The sequence below is a fragment of the Streptomyces sp. G7(2002) genome (genome assembly GCF_028870195.1).
In the GTDB taxonomy this organism is placed as follows: Bacteria; Actinomycetota; Actinomycetes; order Streptomycetales; family Streptomycetaceae; genus Streptomyces; species Streptomyces nigrescens.
In genome coordinates, this window is the sequence record NZ_CP102609.1 from 6,367,859 (window position 1) to 6,384,962 (window position 17,104).

Here is a 17,104-nt window from a genome sequence, read left to right on the forward strand (position 1 = left end):
GGGGAGTTGGAAACAGCAGTGACCACCTGGACCGACCACAGCGCCGACCGGCCGCTCACCTTCAGCGCGCCGAGCGGAATCGACCGCTCCGCCCATCACCGCCTCGACGAGGCCTGGCTGGCGGCGGCCTGGAGCCACCCGACGACGCGCGTCTTCGTGGTGTCCGGCGGTCAGGCGCTGATCGACGACACCCCCGACGGCCGCACCGAGCTGATCACGACGCCGTCCTTCGAGGCACCGCTGACCGAGGCGCACCGCTACTACCTGGGCACCGACGACGAAGGCGTCAGCTACTTCGCCCTCCAGAAGGACTCGCTGCCCGGCCGCATGGACCAGTCCGCGCGCCCGGCGGGCCTGCGCGAGGCGGGCCTGCTGCTCTCCCCCCGCGACGCCGGCCTCCTCGTCCACGCCGTCGCCCTCGAGAACTGGCAGCGGCTGCACCGCTTCTGCTCACGCTGCGGCGAACGCACCGTCATCGCCGCCGCCGGCCATATCCGCCGCTGCCCGGCCTGCGGCGCGGAGCACTACCCGCGCACCGACCCCGCCGTGATCATGCTCGTCACCGACGAGGAGGACCGCGCCCTCCTGGGCCGCCAGGTCCACTGGCCCGAAGGTCGCTTCTCCACCCTCGCGGGCTTCGTCGAGCCGGGGGAGTCCATCGAGCAGTCGGTGGCCCGCGAGGTCTTCGAGGAGGCCGGTGTCGTCGTCGGCGACGTCGAATACATCGCCAGCCAGCCCTGGCCCTTCCCCTCCAGCCTGATGCTGGGCTTCATGGCGCGCGCCACCTCCTCCGAGATCCAGGTCGACGGCGAGGAAATCGAAGAGGCCCGCTGGTTCTCCCGCGAGGACCTGCGCGCCGCCTTCGAATCCGGCGAGGTCCTCCCGCCGTACGGCATCTCCATCGCCGCCCGCCTCATCGAACTCTGGTACGGCAAGCCGCTGCCCAAGCCGTGAGCGGGGGGTGGTGGGCGGCCGGTGCACAGGGCACCGGCACGCCTGACGCCGTGATGTCCTGACGCTGTGATGCCTGGGCGCTGTGATGCTCTGGCGCCGCGATGGCCTGGCGTCCGGATGCCTGGGCGTCCTGCTTCATGACCTGGCCATCGGGATGGCCTGATGCGCCGGGATGCCACGACGCCATGAGGCACGGACAAGGGCCGCCGGCCGAATCCCCTGGGCGGGACGGCCGACGGCCCTTGGAACTGATCATGCCGACGGAGCCACTGGTACGGATCGGGGCCGCGCATGCGGCATGAGACCGCTCACGTTCGCATGCGGTACGAAAGCCACTCACGCGGGACGGGACGGTTCCCGTGGCCCCGGGCCGCCCGCCACGGAGCGCCCCGGACGAAGCTGCTCGCGCGGGGCGGCGCACTACTGGGAGGCGGCCTCGCCGCGTGTGTCAGGAACGCTGCAGCAGCCACGGTGGCCGCGCAGCCCTCCAGGCAGCTGAGCACCCACCCCGCCGCCGCCGAGCGGAGCGGTCACTCCGTCAAGGCGGCGGTGAAGCGTCCGGCGCTCAGGCCCCGACCTTCTCCTTGACCTGCGCCAGGGACGGGTTGGTCAGCGTCGACCCATCCGGGAACAGCACGGTCGGCACCGTCTGGTTGCCGCCGTTCGCCTTCTCCACGAACGCCGCGGAATCCGGGTCCTGCTCGATGTTGATCTCGGTGTATGCGATGCCCTCGCGGTCCATCTGGCCCTTCAGCCGACGGCAGTAACCGCACCAGGTCGTGCTGTACATCGTCACAGTGCCCGCCATGCGCCCTGCGCTCCTTCGATAAGTCTTGATCCAATACCACCCGCATCCGTACCCGGCGCGGCCAAGGAACTCAACGCACATCACCCCTCAGCCATTCCCGGCCTCCCGAGCGGCCTGCGCCAGCAAGGGGACGGGGGCCCACGGGCGGCATGGCGGCAGAGCCCGCCCCCCTCCCGCGCGCCGGCTACCGAGGCCTGCGCCAGCTGGCTGGGGGGGACCCCGCCCCCGCCCCCGCCCCACCCCAACCCCCACCGACCAGAGCCACCCCTCAAAACTGTCCCCAGCCCCAGCCCCAGCCCCAGCCCCGGGCCGAGCCCAGCCCCGGGCCGAGCCCAGCCCCAGGCCGAGCCCCAGCCCCGCACCCAGCCCCGCCGAAAACCCGCCGGCGCCCATCTGCCCGCAGCCCGCCGCCATCCGCCCGCCGCCATCCGACCGCCGGAACAAAGCAAAGCACTCGCCGCGGCCGCGCACCGTCCGTTGTCCACAGCGGACGGGATGCGTACGACCGGGGTCCGGCGGCTGTGGACAGGTTTCCCGGGCGTCTCGGCGGACCTGGCAGCATGGCGGGGTGACAGCAGCAACGGACTCCTCTCTTTTCCCGCAGGTGCCTGACTCGGCGGACGGGGTGCTCGACGGGCTCGACCCCGAGCAGCGCGAGGTCGCGACGGCTCTGCACGGTCCGGTGTGTGTGCTGGCGGGTGCCGGCACGGGCAAGACCCGCGCGATCACCCACCGGATCGCTTACGGGGTACGGGCCGGGATTCTGCAGCCCGCGAGTGTGCTTGCTGTCACGTTCACTGCCCGCGCTGCCGGTGAGATGCGCGGCCGGCTGCGTCAGCTCGGCGCGGGCGGGGTCCAGGCCAGGACGTTCCACTCCGCGGCCCTGCGGCAGCTCCAGTTCTTCTGGCCGAAGGCGGTCGGCGGCGAGGTTCCGCGGCTGCTGGAGCGCAAGATCCAGCTCGTCGCCGAGGCCGCCGCCCGCTGCCGCATCCGGCTCGACCGCAATGAGCTGCGCGATGTCACGGCCGAGATCGAGTGGTCCAAGGTCACCCAGACCGTCCCGGCCGACTATCCGGCGGCGGTCGCCAAGGCGGGTCGCGAGGCCCCGCGCGACCCGGCCGAGATCGGGCAGATCTACGGGACGTACGAACAGCTCAAGCGCGACCGGGGCAGCATCGACTTCGAGGATGTGCTGCTGCTCACGGTCGGTGTGCTGCAGGACCGGCACGACATCGCCGAGCAGGTCCGTGCGCAGTATCAGCACTTCGTCGTCGACGAGTACCAGGACGTCAGCCCGCTCCAGCAGCGGCTGCTGGAGCTGTGGCTGGGGGACCGCGACAACCTCTGCGTGGTCGGCGACGCCAGCCAGACGATTTACAGCTTCACCGGCGCCACCCCCGACCACCTCCTCAACTTCCGCACCCGCCATCCGAACGCGACGGTCGTCAAGCTCGTCCGCGACTACCGCTCCAGTCCCCAGGTCGTGCACCTCGCCAACGGCCTGCTCTCCCAGGCCAAGGGGCGGGCGGCCGAACACCGCCTGGAGCTGATCTCGCAGCGCGAGGCGGGCCCCGAGCCCGTGTACACGGAGTACGCCGACGAGCCCGCCGAGGCCGAGGGCACCGCCCGCCGGATCCGTGACCTGATCGCTTCCGGTGTGTCGGCCGGCGAGATCGCCGTCCTCTTCCGCATCAACGCCCAGTCCGAGGTCTACGAGCAGGCGCTGGCCGATGTCGGTGTGCCGTATCAGCTGCGGGGCGCCGAGCGGTTCTTCGAGCGGCCGGAGGTGCGTGAGGCAGGCGTCAAGCTGCGGGGCGCCGCCCGCTTCGGGTCCAACGACGCGCTGCTCGACGACGCGGTGGACCTGCCGTCCGAGGTGCGGGCGGTGCTCAGCGACATGGGCTGGTCCAGCCGGCCCCCGGCCGGCTCCGGGGCGGTGCGGGACCGCTGGGAATCCCTGGCGGCACTGGTGCGGCTCGCCGAGGACTTCGCCGAGGCCCGGCCCGCAGCCACCCTCGCCGACCTCGTCGCCGAGCTGGACGAACGGGCCAACGCGCAGCACGCGCCGACGGTCGAAGGCGTGACCCTCGCGTCCCTGCACGCCGCCAAGGGCCTGGAGTGGGAGGCCGTCTTCCTGGTCGGTCTCACCGAAGGCATGATGCCGATCACCTACGCCAAGACCGACGAGCAGATAGAGGAGGAACGCCGGCTGCTGTATGTCGGCGTCACCCGTGCCCGGCTGCATCTGGGGCTGTCCTGGTCGCTGGCGCGCTCTCCGGGCGGGCGGGCCTCCCGCCGCGCCAGCCGGTTCCTGAGCGGCCTGCGGCCGGGCTCCGGGGCAGTGGCAGGCCGCCGCACGCCGGGCGCGGTCTCAGGGGGCGTCGAGCGCGGTGAGGGGGCGTCGGCAGTGGCACGGCGCCCCAAGCACCGCAGCCCGGCCCGCTGCCGGGTCTGCAACAGGACGCTCACGGACGCGGGCGAGATGAAGCTGATGCGGTGTGAGGACTGCCCCTCGGAGCTGGACGAGGCGCTCTACGAGCGGCTGTGCGAGTGGCGGGCCGAGCAGGCCGCCCGCTCCCGGCAGCCCGCGTACTGCGTCTTCACCGACAAGACACTGATGGCGATCGCGGAGGCCGTTCCGGGAACCGAATCGGAGCTTGCGGTCATCTCAGGAGTGGGGCGGCGGAAGTTCGACCGCTACGGCAGCGATGTGCTGGCAATCTGTGCCGGCGAGGAGCTCGCGGGGGTCTTGGAGGAGGGGCCCGGAGGCGCCGCGAAAAACTCGTCGAAAAAATAGTTTGCGCGCGCGGAGCGCATCCCCATAGCCTTCGGAAGCAACGGAGACAACGGAACCTTCCGAGATCCGATGGATCCGTGCTGTACTTGAACACCCTGGAACGGGATTCCCGGTCCACCGAGACGCCGAGAGGAGGCGAGCCCAGTGATCAGCATTATCGAGACCAACAAAATGACCGATCTCTCGGTCGTCGCCACCTGCACGCTCGGCTCCTCGCTCCCTGGCACCGGTCTGTCCGGCTTCGGCCGCCTGTCCGGTACCGAGGTCGCGCGCCCCGAGTCCCTCGCTGTGCTGACGCGCAGTGAGCGCACCGCGCGACCGACCGAGGCACCTGCGGTAGCAGCAGCGGCGGCATCGGCGAATGCCTTTGCCTTCGCGGCGGCCAATGGTGCCGGATCCCGGAAGCAGTACCAGACGCAGCATGAAATGTGGGCCTACCGCGGCCTCGAACCCTGGAGAGATCCAGCCTGATCGGCACGATCAGGTCGGCACCTTCCAGGGCCGCGGAACCCACACCGGGATCCGCGGCCCTTTTGTTTGCCCATGCGCCCGCCACCAGCCGGGCCGAACAGACGAGGAACACACCACCGTGCAACTCCAGACGCACACCCCGTCCGTAGCAACCGACCTGATCCCTCCGCCCGACCCTCAGGAGAACTCCTTGCTGCCCCTCACCGAGCTCGACGACGAGATCGACCGCCTCGGCGCCGCTGTTCCGTGCCGTACCTACGACCCGGAGGTCTTCTTCGCCGAGTCCCCGGCCGACGTCGAGTACGCCAAGACGCTGTGCCAGACCTGCCCCGTCCGTGAGGCCTGTCTCGCCGGTGCCAAGGACCGCCGTGAGCCGTGGGGTGTCTGGGGCGGCGAGCTCTTCGTCCAGGGTGTCGTCGTGCCGCGGAAGCGTCCGCGTGGCCGTCCGCGTAAGAACCCGGTTGCGGCATGAACACCATCGGCACAGGAACGATCGACCGTCCCCTCACACGGGACCCCCAGAAGCAGGACCACACGATGAACCCGACTTTCACCGACACACCCGTCCCCATGAACACCGACGTGATCGAGTCGCGTCAGAACAGGAACCACGCAATGCAACTCATCCCAGAAGCCCTGGCGCGTGCTCATATGCACGAACGCCTCCGGGAGGCCGAATCGGAACGCAGGGCTCATCGGCTCGCCGCCGCGCGGCGTATGCAGCGTCGCGCCGAGCGCGCGTCGCTGCGTGCCCGCCGTGCGCTGGCCATGGCCGTGATGCAGTAACGGCGTCGCACTGATGCCGCCACACAACGGGGTCCGTCCGACAGGGCGGGCCCCGTGGTGCGTTATGTCCCGCTTCCTGTGGTTGGCGGGGATATCGTCGGGCGATGGACCAGAAGACGCATGAACAGGCGGAGTTGGCCGACGGCGGCACGGTGTGCGCGGGCTGCGGCGCGGTGGCCGAGGGCGCCCCGCCGACCTGGACGTGCTCCGTCGAGAACGGTGAACGCCGCTACTTCTGTGACAACTGCGCGCGGGAGAACATCCGGGCCATCGAGGGACGCCTGGATTCGAGCTGGTGGTGAGACCTCGCGCCACGGAGGCCGGTGAGCCCCGGGCCGCCGCGCCCGCTTTGCCGGCAGAGCGGGCGGCCGAGGCGGTGCGGCCCGGCGGGCGGGCTCAGGCCGTGGACCCTTCGACGGCCTCCTCACCGATGTCCGCGCCGACGACGGTGCCGAAGTCGGCGAGGTCCGAGCCGGCCGGTTCCTCCTCGGGTACGAAGCCGGGCATCCATGCCTCGAGTTCGTCACGCAGCCGTACCGTCGCCCCCAACTGGCACAGCACCCCGATCGTGCTCAGGGTCACACGGTGGATCAGGAGGTATGCGGGCGGCAGATTGAGCTGTTTGCCCAACTGGTGGGCGGGGGAGCGCGGATCGCCGACCCGGGCCGCCTGATGGCGCATCCAGCCCCGGGTGAAGGTGAACTCGTCCACCTGCGCGGGTTCGATGATCGGCAGCAGATACTCCAGCACCGCGTCCGGGTCCAGCTCGATGGACTCCTTGACGAAGCCTTCCTCGCACAAAAGCTGGTAGACGGCGTCCGCCTCGCCGTCCAGCGTCATCCGCAGAGAGGCACCGATCGTCGGCGGCAGCCCCTCGGGCAGCCGGTCGACGGTGCCGAAGTCCAGCACCCCCAGCCGCCACTCCTCCACGGGGCCGTCCGGGAAGTCCCCGGCCAGCAGCCGGAAGTTGCCCGGATGCGGGTCGGCGTGCAGCAGGCCCGTACGGGCGGGGCCGGAGAAGAGGAAGCGTGCCAGGAGCTGACCGGCCCGGTCCCGCTGTTCGTCGGTGCCGTCCGCGATCACCTCGGACAGCGGCACCCCCGCCATCCACTCCGTCACCAGCACCTGGTCGCACTGGTGGACCACGGCCGGCACCACCACGTCCGGGTCGTCGGCGAACTCCTCGGCATGTGCCCGCTGGGCCTCCGCCTCCAGGGAGTAGTCCAGCTCCTCCGACACCCGGTCGCGCAGCTCGGTGATCAGCGGCTTGATGTCCATGCCCGGGATCAGCGGACCCAGCAGCCGGGCGAACCGGCTCAGCTGCGACAGGTCCGACAGCAGCGCCTGACCGGCACCCGGATACTGCACCTTGACGGCCACCTCGCGGCCGTCGTGCCACACCCCCCGGTGCACCTGCCCGATCGAGGCCGCCGCGGCCGGCTTGTCCTCGAACTCCTCGAACAGCTCCTGCCAGTCCTCGCCGAGCTGCTCCGCCAGCACCGCGTGCACCGTGCTCGTCGGCATCGGAGGCGCCGCCTCCTGAAGCTTCGTCAGGGCGGCGCGGTAGGGCCCGGCGACCTCCTCGGGCAGCGCCGACTCGAAGACGGACAGCGCCTGCCCGAACTTCATCGCCCCGCCCTTCAGCTCGCCGAGCACCTTGAAGAGCTGTTCCGCGGTGCGCTGTTGGAGCTCACGGCCGACGATCTCGGCGGATCTGCCGCCGATCCGCTTGCCCAGGCCCCAGGTGGCGCGGCCGGCGAACCCCAGTGGCAGCGCGGCCAGCTTGGCGGTGCGGGTGACCGCCTTGCGGGGAAGATCAGACATGCGCCCCTCCAACTCACACTGTCCCCCTACCGGGGTTACTCCGTCATTGTGGCGTGTTCCGGCTGAGGATCCGAGGCGCCCGCCGCACTCGGTGAAGCGGCAGCGCCACAGCCGCAGTCCGGATGAGGCTCGATCCGCACCGTCCGCACGCTCGCACACGGTGCCGCGAGCTCCATCCGTGCCCCTGTGCACGGCGGGAGTTCGCCATCGAGGAACGCCAGCGCCTGGACGGCGGCGATCCCCGCGACCGTTGTTGCCAGCGCGGCATCGCAGGCCGGAACCGCGGGTGCACCACGCCCCGACCGCCACTGCGCGAGCAACCGCGGCCAGGCCGGCTCCGCGTCCGTACGACGCAGCTCGTCGCAGCGGGCACAGGCCGAACCGCCGGGCAGCACCAACGGACCCACCACACCCGTGCCCTCGATCACCCCCGCGTAAAGATGTGGGATGCCGGCGATGAGCAACGGCTCGGACAACACCGGGTCGGGGGCGTACGCGCCGAGCCCGTCCCGCGGGGCGAGCACCACGAGCGACAGTCCGGGTTCGCCCGATTCGCTGACCGGGACCCTGGGCCGTGGGGTACCGCTCCAGGGAGAGGACTGCTGGACCAGCCGTTGCGCGGCAGTGCGCCGCCGCTCGCCGATCCGCTCGGCCGGCAGCCCGCCGGGCAGCACGTCCCACGGCTGGACCGTGCCACCGTCGAACACCTCCACCCGCCCGACCCCCGAGGCCGAGAGCAGTGCCGCGATCGCGGAGCCGACCCGCCCCGCTCCCTTGACCCGGGCCCGGATCGCCCGGCGCGCTCCCATCCGGCCCAGCGCGCCCGCGGGCTCCGGATGCTGCACCGACAGGGAGGCCAGATCGGGCCGCAGCTGCTCGAAGGCGGCATGGTCCGCCCGTACCGCCTCGGCCGCCGGACCGCCCGCGGTGGGGGCTTCCAGCAGCCCGGCGGCGCCGAGCCGGTCCACCACACCCCGCACATGCTCGGGCGGGAGGTCCAGTAACGCCGCCTCCTCGACCAGTTGCCGCATGGTGCGGGTGCCGTCGATCAGTGAGAGAAAACTGCCGGTCGCCGTGTCCACCGGGCCGACCACCATCGCATGCGCCGGCGCCACCCCGAACCGCACCGTTTCCCTGTCCCGCCAGCCGCGCCGCAGCGCGGGCTTGAGCATCGGATGCCTCATCTCCGCCCCCGTCCTTCGTCGTCCGGCTCTCAGCATGCGCCCCGCGGCGGATCGGCGCGGAAGTTATCCACAGGCGGTGGGCAATGGTCATACAAGCGGTGCACGCCATGGAGTGGTTCGGTGGCGAACCGTCCGCGGGGCGGGACTTCCCGCCGCGCCAGCGGGTAACGTCGGGCGCGTGCCCGCCGACCCTTCCGCCCACGGCCCGGGGGAGACCCCTCTGCGCCGCGCCGCTGACACCTCGCGCGGGGCTGCCCCGAGTCCCGTGGCCGGCGGGCCGGTCACCAGCGCCGTCGAGGTGCGCCGCAGTTCACGACGGCGCAGAACGGTCTCCGCGTACCGCGAGGGCGACCGCACGGTTGTCCTGATTCCGGCCCGTATGTCCGAGGCCGAGGAGCGGCGCTGGGTCACCGTCATGCTGGACAAGCTCGCCGCCCAGGAGAGCAAGCGGATGCTGGGCGACGGCGAGCTGGCCGAGCGCGCCCGGCGGCTGTCCGGTCAGTACCTGGACGGCCGCGCCCGCCCCGCCTCGGTGCGCTGGGTGACCAACCAGAACACCCGCTGGGGATCGTGCACCCCGGCCGAGGGCAGCATCCGCCTCTCGCACCGTCTCCAGGGCATGCCGGAGTACGTCATCGACTACGTCCTGCTGCACGAACTCGCTCATCTGCTGGTCCCCGGCCATGGCCCCCGGTTCTGGCGTCTGCTGGAGTCCTACCCCCGTACGGAACGGGCCCGTGGCTACCTCGAAGGGGTGGTCGCGGCCGACCGGCTGCCCCATCTTCCCGTCGCCCGCGGTGAATGAGGGAGCGCGGCCGGACGAGATCCGCCGCGCCCCGGCATCGCCCGCTGTCGGCGCCAGCGGTTAGCCTGGCCGCGCAGAAGAACTCACAGCCGGAGCGGGGGACGGGCGTTACGTATGGCCAGGGAATTCCAGCGGGGCCACAAGGCCAAAATCGGTGATCTGACGGCGGGAACGGATCTGTACGTCGGTGTGCAGATCGCCGGGCCCGGCCTGACCTTCGACATCAGCTGCTTCGGCCTGGACGCCGACGAGCGGCTCTCCGACGACCGGTACTTCATCTTCTTCAACCAGCCCACCTCGCCCGAGGAGTCGATCCAGCTGCTCGGCGCGCAGGCCGGCGACAGCGAATCGTTCCGGGTCACCCTCGACAAGATCCCGCCGCACATCCAGAAGCTCTCCTTCACCGCCGCGCTGGACGGCGAAGGGCAGGTCTCGCAGATCGGCCCCGGCTACCTCCGGATCGTGGCCGGCGGCGAAGAGGTCGCCCGCTACTCCTTCACGGGCAGCGAGTTCAGCACCGAACGCGCCGTCATGCTCGGCGACTTCTACCTCAAGGACGTCTGGCGGTTCGCCGCGGTCGGCCAGGGCTTCGACGGCGGCCTCGAGGCGCTGCTGAAGAACTTCGGCGGCGAGGTCGCCGAAGAGGCCGAGGCACAGCCCGAGCCGCCCGCCACGGCACAGGGCGTGCCGGGCTTCGCCCCGCCGCCTGGGCCGGCCGCCCCCGCGCCGTCCTTCGGGGTGCCCGCCGCGGCGCCCGCCCCGCAGCCCGCGCCCGAGTTCGGCCCGCCCCAGGGCGCGCCGCAGGAAGCACCCCCGGCCGCACCACAGCCCCCGCAGCCCACCGCACCGCAGGTCCACAACGCGCCGACCCTCGCCGCGCCCATGGCCCCGCCGGCCGGCCCGGTCCCGCCGCCCGGTGTGCCCGGGCAGCAGCCGCCGGCCCCCTACGGCCAGCCGACGCCCGGTCAGGACCCGTACGGCCCGCCGCAGCCCGCGCCCGGCGGCTACCCCGGCCAGCAGGCCCCGCAGGCCCCTCCCTACGGACAGCCCGTGCCGCCGCCCGGCGGATACGGTGCCCCGCAGGGCCGGCCCGCCCCGTACGGCCAGCCGGGACAGCAGCCCCCGGGCGCTCCCTATGGGGGCGGTCAGGCGCCGACCGTGCCCCAGGGCGGCGGCCCCGGCCTCGGTGTCGTACTGGACAAGTACAAGGAAAGCCCCACGGGGCAGCGCTGGACCCCCCAGAACAGCAGGCTGATCCGCGTCGACCTCGGCATCGACGGCCAGCCGGTGCTCGCCCGCCAGGGCAGCATGGTGCTCTACCAGGGCAAGGTCGACTTCGGCTACAAGGGCGCCGGCTTCCGCGGCCGGATCGTCGGCAATGCCACCGGCCAGGAAATGCAGCTGATGCGCTGCTCCGGCCAGGGCCAGGTCTTCTTCGCGGAGAACAGCGCCCATGTGCACCCCATCGAGCTGCAGGGCGACGCCATCTGTGTGTCCGCCGAGGCCGTCCTCGCCTTCGACGAGTCGCTGCAGCACGAGGTCCGCCGTATCGAGGGCCAGGGCATCCCCGGTGGCGCCCTGTTCACCATGCAGTTCCAGGGGACCGGCACCGTCGTCGTCAAGACCCAGGGCACCCCGGTCGTGCTGCCGGTCACCCCGACCACCTTCGCCGACGCCAACGCCATCGTGGCCTGGTCCGCCGCCTCGCAGGTGATCATCTCCAGCCAGGTGAGCCTGCGCCGGCACGCCTATCCGGGCCACTCCGGCGAGACCGTGAACCTCCAGTTCCGCGGTGCGCCCGGCAACTTCATCGTCGTCCAGCCCTACGAGGTCTGAGGGAGCCCGCACGTCATGAACCAGCAGCAGCTGTCGGGCTACGTCCCGACCCCGCCCGCCGCCCGTATGGAGAACCACGGCAGCGCCATGGTGAAGATCGCCATGCAGAGCGGCCAGGACGTCTTCGCCCGCACCGGCTCGATGGTCGCCTACGAAGGCTTCGTCCAATACGAGCCGAACCCACCCGCCGTCCGCCAGATGGCCTCCCAGTGGCTCACCGGCGAAGGCGCGCCCCTGATGAAGTGCTCCGGGGACGGCCTGCTCTACCTCGCCGACTACGGTGCCGACGTCGTCTGCATCAACCTCAACGACGACTCCCTCTCCGTTAACGGCACCAGCCTCCTCGCCCTCGACGCCCACCTCCAGTGGGGCGTCCAGCGCGTCAAGGGCATGGCGAAGTTCGCCGGTCAGGGGCTCTTCAACGTCCAGATCTCGGGTACCGGCTGGGTCGCCCTGACCTCCCGGGGCACGCCCATCGTCGTCGACTGCGGTCGCGGTGAGGACGAGACCTATGTGGACCCGGACGCCCTGGTCGCCTGGTCGACCAACCTGAAGATGAAGGGCAAGCGCAGCTTCAAGGCGTCCTCGATGATCGGACGCGGCAGCGGCGAGGCGTACCAACTGGGCTTCTCCGGCCAGGGGTTCGTCGTCGTCCAGCCCAGCGAGGACAGCACCGACCGGCTCCGGGCCCGGGGCTGAGGGGGAGGACCGAACACGCCATGCAGAGTCCGCTTTTCGCCTTCACCGAGGCACAGACCCAGGACCGCTACGCCCTGCAGAACAGCCAGCTGCTGCGCGTCGCCCTCCAGGGGCACGAGGACGTCCTCGCCCGTAAGGGCACGATGGTCGCCTATCAGGGACTGCTCGAATTCGACGGCAACTACCAGACGCCGGGCCAGCACCGCACCCGCGCGCACTCCGGTGAGGGCCTCGATCTGATGCGCGTCTCCGGGCAGGGCACGGTCTATCTGGCCAACCTCGCCCAGTACGTCCATGTCGTCGACGTCGACCACGACGGTCTGACCGTGGACAGCAGCTATGTCCTGGCGCTGGACTCCGGCCTCCACTGGGAGGTCGTCTCCGTCGACAGCCAGTACGGCATCTCCGGCACCGGCAAGTACCAGCTCAACATCTCCGGACGGGGCAAGGTCGCCCTGATGACCTCCGGCGAGCCGCTGATGCTGCAGGTCACGCCCGACAAGTACGTCAACGCCGACGCCGACGCGGTGGTCGCCTGGTCCGCTTCGCTGCGCGTCCAGATGCAGGCGCAGACGCACTCCTCAGGAGTGTTCCGCCGGCGCGGCAACACCGGAGAGGGCTGGGAGCTGAGCTTCCTCGGGCAGGGCTACGCACTGGTCCAGCCCAGCGAGCTGCTGCCGCCGCAGAACGCCGTCATCGGCTCCGGTGTGGCCGCCCAGTTCGGCATGGGCCAGCAGGGCGCCCGGGGACAGAACCAGGGCAACATCTTCACCAACTGAGCCGACCGGCCGCTGACGCACCTCCGGCGCCCGCCCCGGGAAGGGACGGGCGCCGGAAGGCGTGGCCGCTGCCGTCTAGAGCAGCGCGCGGGTGCGCTCCACCAGGCGCACGACCGACGCATCGGCGACGCCGGGCACCTCGTCGTACGCGAACCACCGCAGGTCCAGCGACTCGTCGCTGATCTCCGCCACCGCGCCCGCGGGCGCCAGCGCCGCGTACTGCACGTCCAAATGCCAGGCGCAGGGCGTGTGATGACGGTCCAGCCGCACCGGGCCGCCGGGAAGCAGCGTCAGCCCCTGCGCGATCCCGGACTCCTCACACGCCTCACGCAGTGCCGCATCGGCCAGCGAGGCGTCCTCCGGCTCGCAGTGGCCGCCCATCTGCAGCCACATCTCCAGCTTGCGGTGCAGGGTCAGCAGCACCCGCCCGCCGGCCGGGTCGATCACCAGCGCGCTGGCCGTCAGGTGCCCGTCCTTGCAGGGCTTCCACATGCCGTCCTGATGGGCGGCGAGATGATCCAGATAGGTCAGCCGCAGCTGTTCCTGTTCGGGGGACGGCGCGGGCCACTCCTTGAGCACCCGCGCCGCGTCCTCGTGCAGACTCACTTGTCGCCGTCACCCTTGCTCTCGCCAGGGGTCTCGTCCGGGCCGTCGTTCTCCCGGGCGGGCTTGTCCAGATCCGGCTTGCCGCCGCTCGCGGCCTCGCCGAGCATCTTGTCGAGCTCGGAGAAGTCCGGCTGCTCGTGGTGCACGAACCCGTCCGGATCGTCCAGATCGGCCGCCGTCGGCAGCATGTCCGGGTGCTCCCACAGGCCGTCGCGGCCCTCCAGGCCCCGCGCGTCCGTCAGCGACGCCCACAGCCGCGAGGCGTCCCGCAGCCGTCGCGGACGCAGCTGCAGACCGATCAGCGTCGAGAACGTCTGCTCGGCGGGGCCACCGCTCGCCCGGCGCCGCCGCAGCGTCTCACGGAGCCTGTCCGCCGACGGCAGATGCGGCTTGGCGGCGGCGTGCACCACCGCGTCCACCCAGCCCTCGACGAGCGCCAGCGCGGTCTCCAGACGGGCCAGCGCCGCCTTCTGCTCCGGGGTGTCCTCGGGCTGGAACATGCCCTGCTGAAGGGCGCTCTGCAGCTCCTCGGGATGCTGCGGATCGATCTGGCCGACCACGTCCTCCAGCTTGGTCGTGTCGACCTTGATGCCGCGCGCATAGCCCTCGACGGCACCGAACAGATGCGAGCGCAGCCACGGCACATGCGCGAAGAGCCGCTGATGGGCGGCCTCGCGCAGGGCCAGATACAGCCGCACTTCCTCCTCCGGGACGCCCAGGCCCTCGCCGAACGTCGCGATGTTCCCCGGCAGCAGCGCGGCCTTGCCGGCCGGGCCGAGCGGGAGCCCGATGTCCGTCGAACCGACGACCTCGCCGGCCAGAACGCCCAGCGCCTGGCCGATCTGCGTGCCGAACATCGCGCCGCCCATGGAGCGCATCATCCCGAGCAGCGGGCCCGCCATGGCCTGCATCTCCCCGGGCAGCACATCGCCCATGGCCGCCCCGACGCGCTCGGCGAGCGGATTGACCAGGTCCTTCCACACCGGGAGGGTCTCCTCGACCCACTCGGCGCGGCTCCAGGCCACCACCGAGCCGGAACCCGACGGCAGCGACGTCACACCGTCCAGCCACAGATCCGCCAGCCGCACGGCCTCCTCGACCGCACTGCGCTCACCCGGCGACAGGCTCGCGTCCTTGCTGCCGTCCTCGGCGCCCTGCGCGACGGTCTGCCGCGCGATGTCCTTGGCCATGTCCCAGTTCACCGGGCCGCCCTCGTAGGAGAGCATCTGGCCGAGCTTCTGGAAGGCGGCTCCCAGGTCTCCAGGGTTCATTTCGCCACCGGGGCCGCCCATGCCGCCGAAGAGCGCCGCGAACGGATTGTCCGCGCCGCCGCTCCCGCCGCCGAACCCGAACGGGTCCGCGGGGCCCTGGCTACCTCCCTGGCCGCCCTTCTTCTTGCCGTTGTCGCCGTCCTCCGGCTCCTCCGGCGGAAGGCCGAATCCAAATGGGGTGTCACTCACGGGTTTCCTCGGCTCGTAGGGCCGCCGACCAGGTGGCCGACGGCGGCTGCCCGACATCACCTCCAGCGTAGACACCCGGACCGCTTCGGGGCTCGGTGCTTCGCTGTCCCGGTGGCTGCGGCAGGATGGACGCCACCTGGTGCGTACGCATGACCACACGTTCGCACTGAAGACAACCGCTGGAGACGCCCGGTGAGTTCCCCAGATCCGACCGTTCGCGCAGCGCGAAACGCTGCGGCCCAGACCGAGAAGGCAGGCAATACCGCAGGCGGCACCACGGACCGGCCGCTGCGCCGGCCCGTCATTGCCGTCACCGGAGCCGCATCCGGAGTCGGGGCGCTGCTCACCCGCGCCCTGGTCGACTCCGACGAGGTCAAGGAGGTGGTGGCCATCGACGAGCGGCGCGGCGACGTCGCCGAGGCACACTGGCACGTCCTCGACGTCCGGGACCCCGCCATCGCCGACAAGCTGCGCGGCGCGGACGTCGTCGTCCACCTGGCGCTCGACCTCGACCTGGAGACCGACGACGCGGCGCGCACCGCCTACAACGTGCGCGGCACCCAGACCGTGCTCACCGCCGCCGCGGCCGCCGGTGTCCACCGGGTGGTGCTGTGCACCTCCGCCATGGTCTACGGGGCGCTGCCCGACAACGATGTGCCCCTGGCCGAGGACGCCGAGCTGCGCGCCACCGCGGACGCCACCGGTGTCGGCGACCTACTGGAGATCGAGCACCTGGCGCACCGCGCGCCCCGGGCCCACCCCGGCCTGAACGTCACCGTGCTGCGCCCCGCCGTCCTGGTGGGCGGCACCGACACCGCGCTGACCCGCTACTTCGAATCGCCCCGCCTCCTGGTCGTCGCCGGATCCCGCCCCGCCTGGCAGTTCTGCCACGTCGAGGACCTGGTCAGCGCCCTGGAGTACGCGGCGCTGGAGAAGGTCGACGGCGAGCTGGCGGTGGGCTGCGACGGCTGGCTGGAGCAGGAGGAGGTCGAGGAGCTGTCCGGCATCCGGCGCATGGAGCTGCCGTCCTCGGTCGCCCTGGGCGCCGCGGCCCGGCTGCACCGGATCGGCCTGACGCCGTCGCCCGCCGGGGACCTCGCGTACACGATGCACCCGTGGGTGGTCAGCGGCAGCCGGCTGCACGATGCGGGCTGGCGTCCCCGCTGGACGAACGAGGAGGTGCTCGCCGAGCTCCTGGAGGAGGTCGCCGGACGGCACACCGTCGCCGGCCGCAGGCTCGGCCGCAAGGACGCCACCGCCGCGGGTGCCGCCGGCGCCACCGTCGCCCTCCTGGGCACCGCCGCACTGGTGCGGCGCGCCCGTAAGGCCCGCCGCCGTATCTGAGCCGGACCGGGCCCGCCGGGCTGGAGGAGTCTCCATACGGCGGCCCGGACGACCGGCGGAAACGGCCATTCCCGCGGCGCCTCCGGTACGGCACGATGGGGGTATGTCTGGCACGCCCTCCCCTACGTCCCCCGGCCGCGACCACCCCGGTGAGCGGGCCGCGGCGGACCCGGTCCGGCTCCTGGAGATCCGCGATACCCCGCTGTCCGTGGACGAGGTGTTCGCGGCCGTGGGCGACGAGGCGGCCGGCGGCACGGCCCTGTTCGTCGGCACGGTCCGCTCGCACGACCACGGTGCCGACGTCGAGGGCCTGGGCTACTCCGCGCACCCGACGGCCGAGGCGGAGATGCGTCGGATCGCCGAGAAGGTGATCGCCGACTTCCCCGTCCGGGCGCTGGCCGCCGTCCACCGGGTGGGCGATCTGCGCATCGGTGACCTGGCCGTGGTCGTCGCGGTGTCCTGCCCGCACCGGGGCGAGGCGTTCGAGGCCTGCCGCAAGCTGATCGACGATCTCAAGCACGAAGTACCCATCTGGAAACACCAGACGTTTTCCGACGGGACAGAAGAATGGGTCGGCGCGTAGCGCCGTCTTCTGGGGGTGGAGGTCGGGTGACGGGCGGGAGGGTCGGCGCGTAGCGCCGTCTTCTGGGGGCGCGTAACCACGCGTTCTCCGGGCAGGCGGCAGAGCAGACGGGGCGGGCGATGGCCTCCGAACGGGAGGCCGAACCGGTGCCTTATGTTCCGGTTGCGT

The 17,104-nt window shown here is 71.7% G+C and carries 17 protein-coding genes; 12 read left to right on the forward strand and 5 right to left on the reverse strand.

The genetic code is table 11. The features are described 5' to 3' along the window. The first annotated feature begins 18 nt into the window (after nt 1-18). On the forward strand, nt 19-954 hold the full coding sequence (gene nudC, locus NUT86_RS27170) for an NAD(+) diphosphatase (protein ID WP_159486284.1): 936 nt from the start codon (nt 19-21) through the stop codon (nt 952-954). Nucleotides 955-1,519: 565 nt separating this feature from the next. On the opposite strand, the gene NUT86_RS27175 is transcribed toward nudC, so the two are convergent. Then, nucleotides 1,520-1,762 (reverse strand): mycoredoxin, encoded by a 243-nt coding sequence (locus NUT86_RS27175; RefSeq protein ID WP_018089446.1) that lies wholly within the window; start codon nt 1,760-1,762, stop codon nt 1,520-1,522. A gap of 568 nt (nt 1,763-2,330) precedes the next feature. On the opposite strand from NUT86_RS27175, the gene NUT86_RS27180 reads away from it, so the two are divergent. The 5 genes from NUT86_RS27180 (at nt 2,331) to NUT86_RS27200 (ending at nt 6,118) form a co-directional block, all read left to right on the forward strand. Further along, entirely contained in the window at nt 2,331-4,559 is a 2,229-nt protein-coding gene (locus NUT86_RS27180; RefSeq protein WP_274738034.1) for an ATP-dependent DNA helicase UvrD2, read from the forward strand. A 144-nt stretch (nt 4,560-4,703) separates the two neighbouring features. Next, complete coding sequence (locus NUT86_RS27185) at nt 4,704-5,030, forward strand: hypothetical protein (protein ID WP_018089448.1); 327 nt, start codon at nt 4,704-4,706, stop codon at nt 5,028-5,030. 118 nt (nt 5,031-5,148) lie between these two features. After that, complete coding sequence (locus tag NUT86_RS27190) at nt 5,149-5,502, forward strand: WhiB family transcriptional regulator (RefSeq protein WP_026169602.1); 354 nt, start codon at nt 5,149-5,151, stop codon at nt 5,500-5,502. Next, entirely contained in the window at nt 5,499-5,816 is a 318-nt protein-coding gene (locus tag NUT86_RS27195; protein WP_018089450.1) for a hypothetical protein, read from the forward strand. Before NUT86_RS27190 ends, NUT86_RS27195 begins: the two co-directional genes overlap by 4 nt. 104 nt (nt 5,817-5,920) lie before the next feature. Next, complete coding sequence (locus tag NUT86_RS27200; protein WP_018089451.1) at nt 5,921-6,118, forward strand: hypothetical protein; 198 nt, start codon at nt 5,921-5,923, stop codon at nt 6,116-6,118. Between the two features lie 94 nt (nt 6,119-6,212). On the opposite strand, the gene NUT86_RS27205 is transcribed toward NUT86_RS27200, so the two are convergent. Further along, nucleotides 6,213-7,640 carry an ABC1 kinase family protein gene (locus tag NUT86_RS27205; protein ID WP_018089452.1) on the reverse strand — a complete coding sequence of 476 codons (1,428 nt, stop codon included), beginning with the start codon at nt 7,638-7,640 and terminating at the stop codon, nt 6,213-6,215. A 35-nt stretch (nt 7,641-7,675) separates the two neighbouring features. Beyond that, the gene (locus NUT86_RS27210; protein WP_037741419.1) at nt 7,676-8,824 is read right to left on the reverse strand and encodes a ThiF family adenylyltransferase; all 1,149 of its coding nucleotides are present in this window, start codon (nt 8,822-8,824) and stop codon (nt 7,676-7,678) included. Between the two features lie 178 nt (nt 8,825-9,002). Between NUT86_RS27210 and NUT86_RS27215 the strand changes: the two genes are divergently transcribed. From NUT86_RS27215 to NUT86_RS27230, 4 genes are all read left to right on the forward strand, one after another. After that, complete coding sequence (locus tag NUT86_RS27215; protein WP_159486278.1) at nt 9,003-9,629, forward strand: M48 metallopeptidase family protein; 627 nt, start codon at nt 9,003-9,005, stop codon at nt 9,627-9,629. Nucleotides 9,630-9,743: 114 nt separating this feature from the next. Then, nucleotides 9,744-11,465, forward strand: coding sequence for a TerD family protein (locus NUT86_RS27220; RefSeq protein ID WP_274738038.1), 1,722 nt, complete (start codon nt 9,744-9,746; stop codon nt 11,463-11,465). Between the two features lie 15 nt (nt 11,466-11,480). Further along, nucleotides 11,481-12,164, forward strand: coding sequence for an AIM24 family protein (locus NUT86_RS27225; RefSeq protein WP_018089456.1), 684 nt, complete (start codon nt 11,481-11,483; stop codon nt 12,162-12,164). Nucleotides 12,165-12,184: 20 nt separating this feature from the next. Beyond that, nucleotides 12,185-12,943, forward strand: a complete 759-nt coding sequence (locus tag NUT86_RS27230; protein WP_274738041.1) for an AIM24 family protein — start codon at nt 12,185-12,187, stop codon at nt 12,941-12,943. 75 nt (nt 12,944-13,018) lie between these two features. Here NUT86_RS27230 and NUT86_RS27235 read toward each other — a convergent pair whose 3' ends face one another. Further along, nucleotides 13,019-13,549 (reverse strand): NUDIX hydrolase, encoded by a 531-nt coding sequence (locus NUT86_RS27235; RefSeq protein ID WP_018089458.1) that lies wholly within the window; start codon nt 13,547-13,549, stop codon nt 13,019-13,021. Continuing rightward, nucleotides 13,546-15,009 carry a zinc-dependent metalloprotease gene (locus tag NUT86_RS27240; RefSeq protein WP_018089459.1) on the reverse strand — a complete coding sequence of 488 codons (1,464 nt, stop codon included), beginning with the start codon at nt 15,007-15,009 and terminating at the stop codon, nt 13,546-13,548. The genes NUT86_RS27235 and NUT86_RS27240 overlap by 4 nt, the downstream gene beginning before the upstream one ends. Before the next feature lie 192 nt (nt 15,010-15,201). Between NUT86_RS27240 and NUT86_RS27245 the strand changes: the two genes are divergently transcribed. Further along, complete coding sequence (locus NUT86_RS27245) at nt 15,202-16,353, forward strand: SDR family oxidoreductase (protein WP_018089460.1); 1,152 nt, start codon at nt 15,202-15,204, stop codon at nt 16,351-16,353. 103 nt (nt 16,354-16,456) lie between these two features. Continuing rightward, a complete protein-coding gene (locus NUT86_RS27250; RefSeq protein ID WP_274738044.1) occupies nt 16,457-16,936 on the forward strand; it encodes a molybdenum cofactor biosynthesis protein MoaE in 480 nt (159 codons plus the stop codon). The last annotated feature ends 168 nt before the right edge of the window (nt 16,937-17,104 follow it).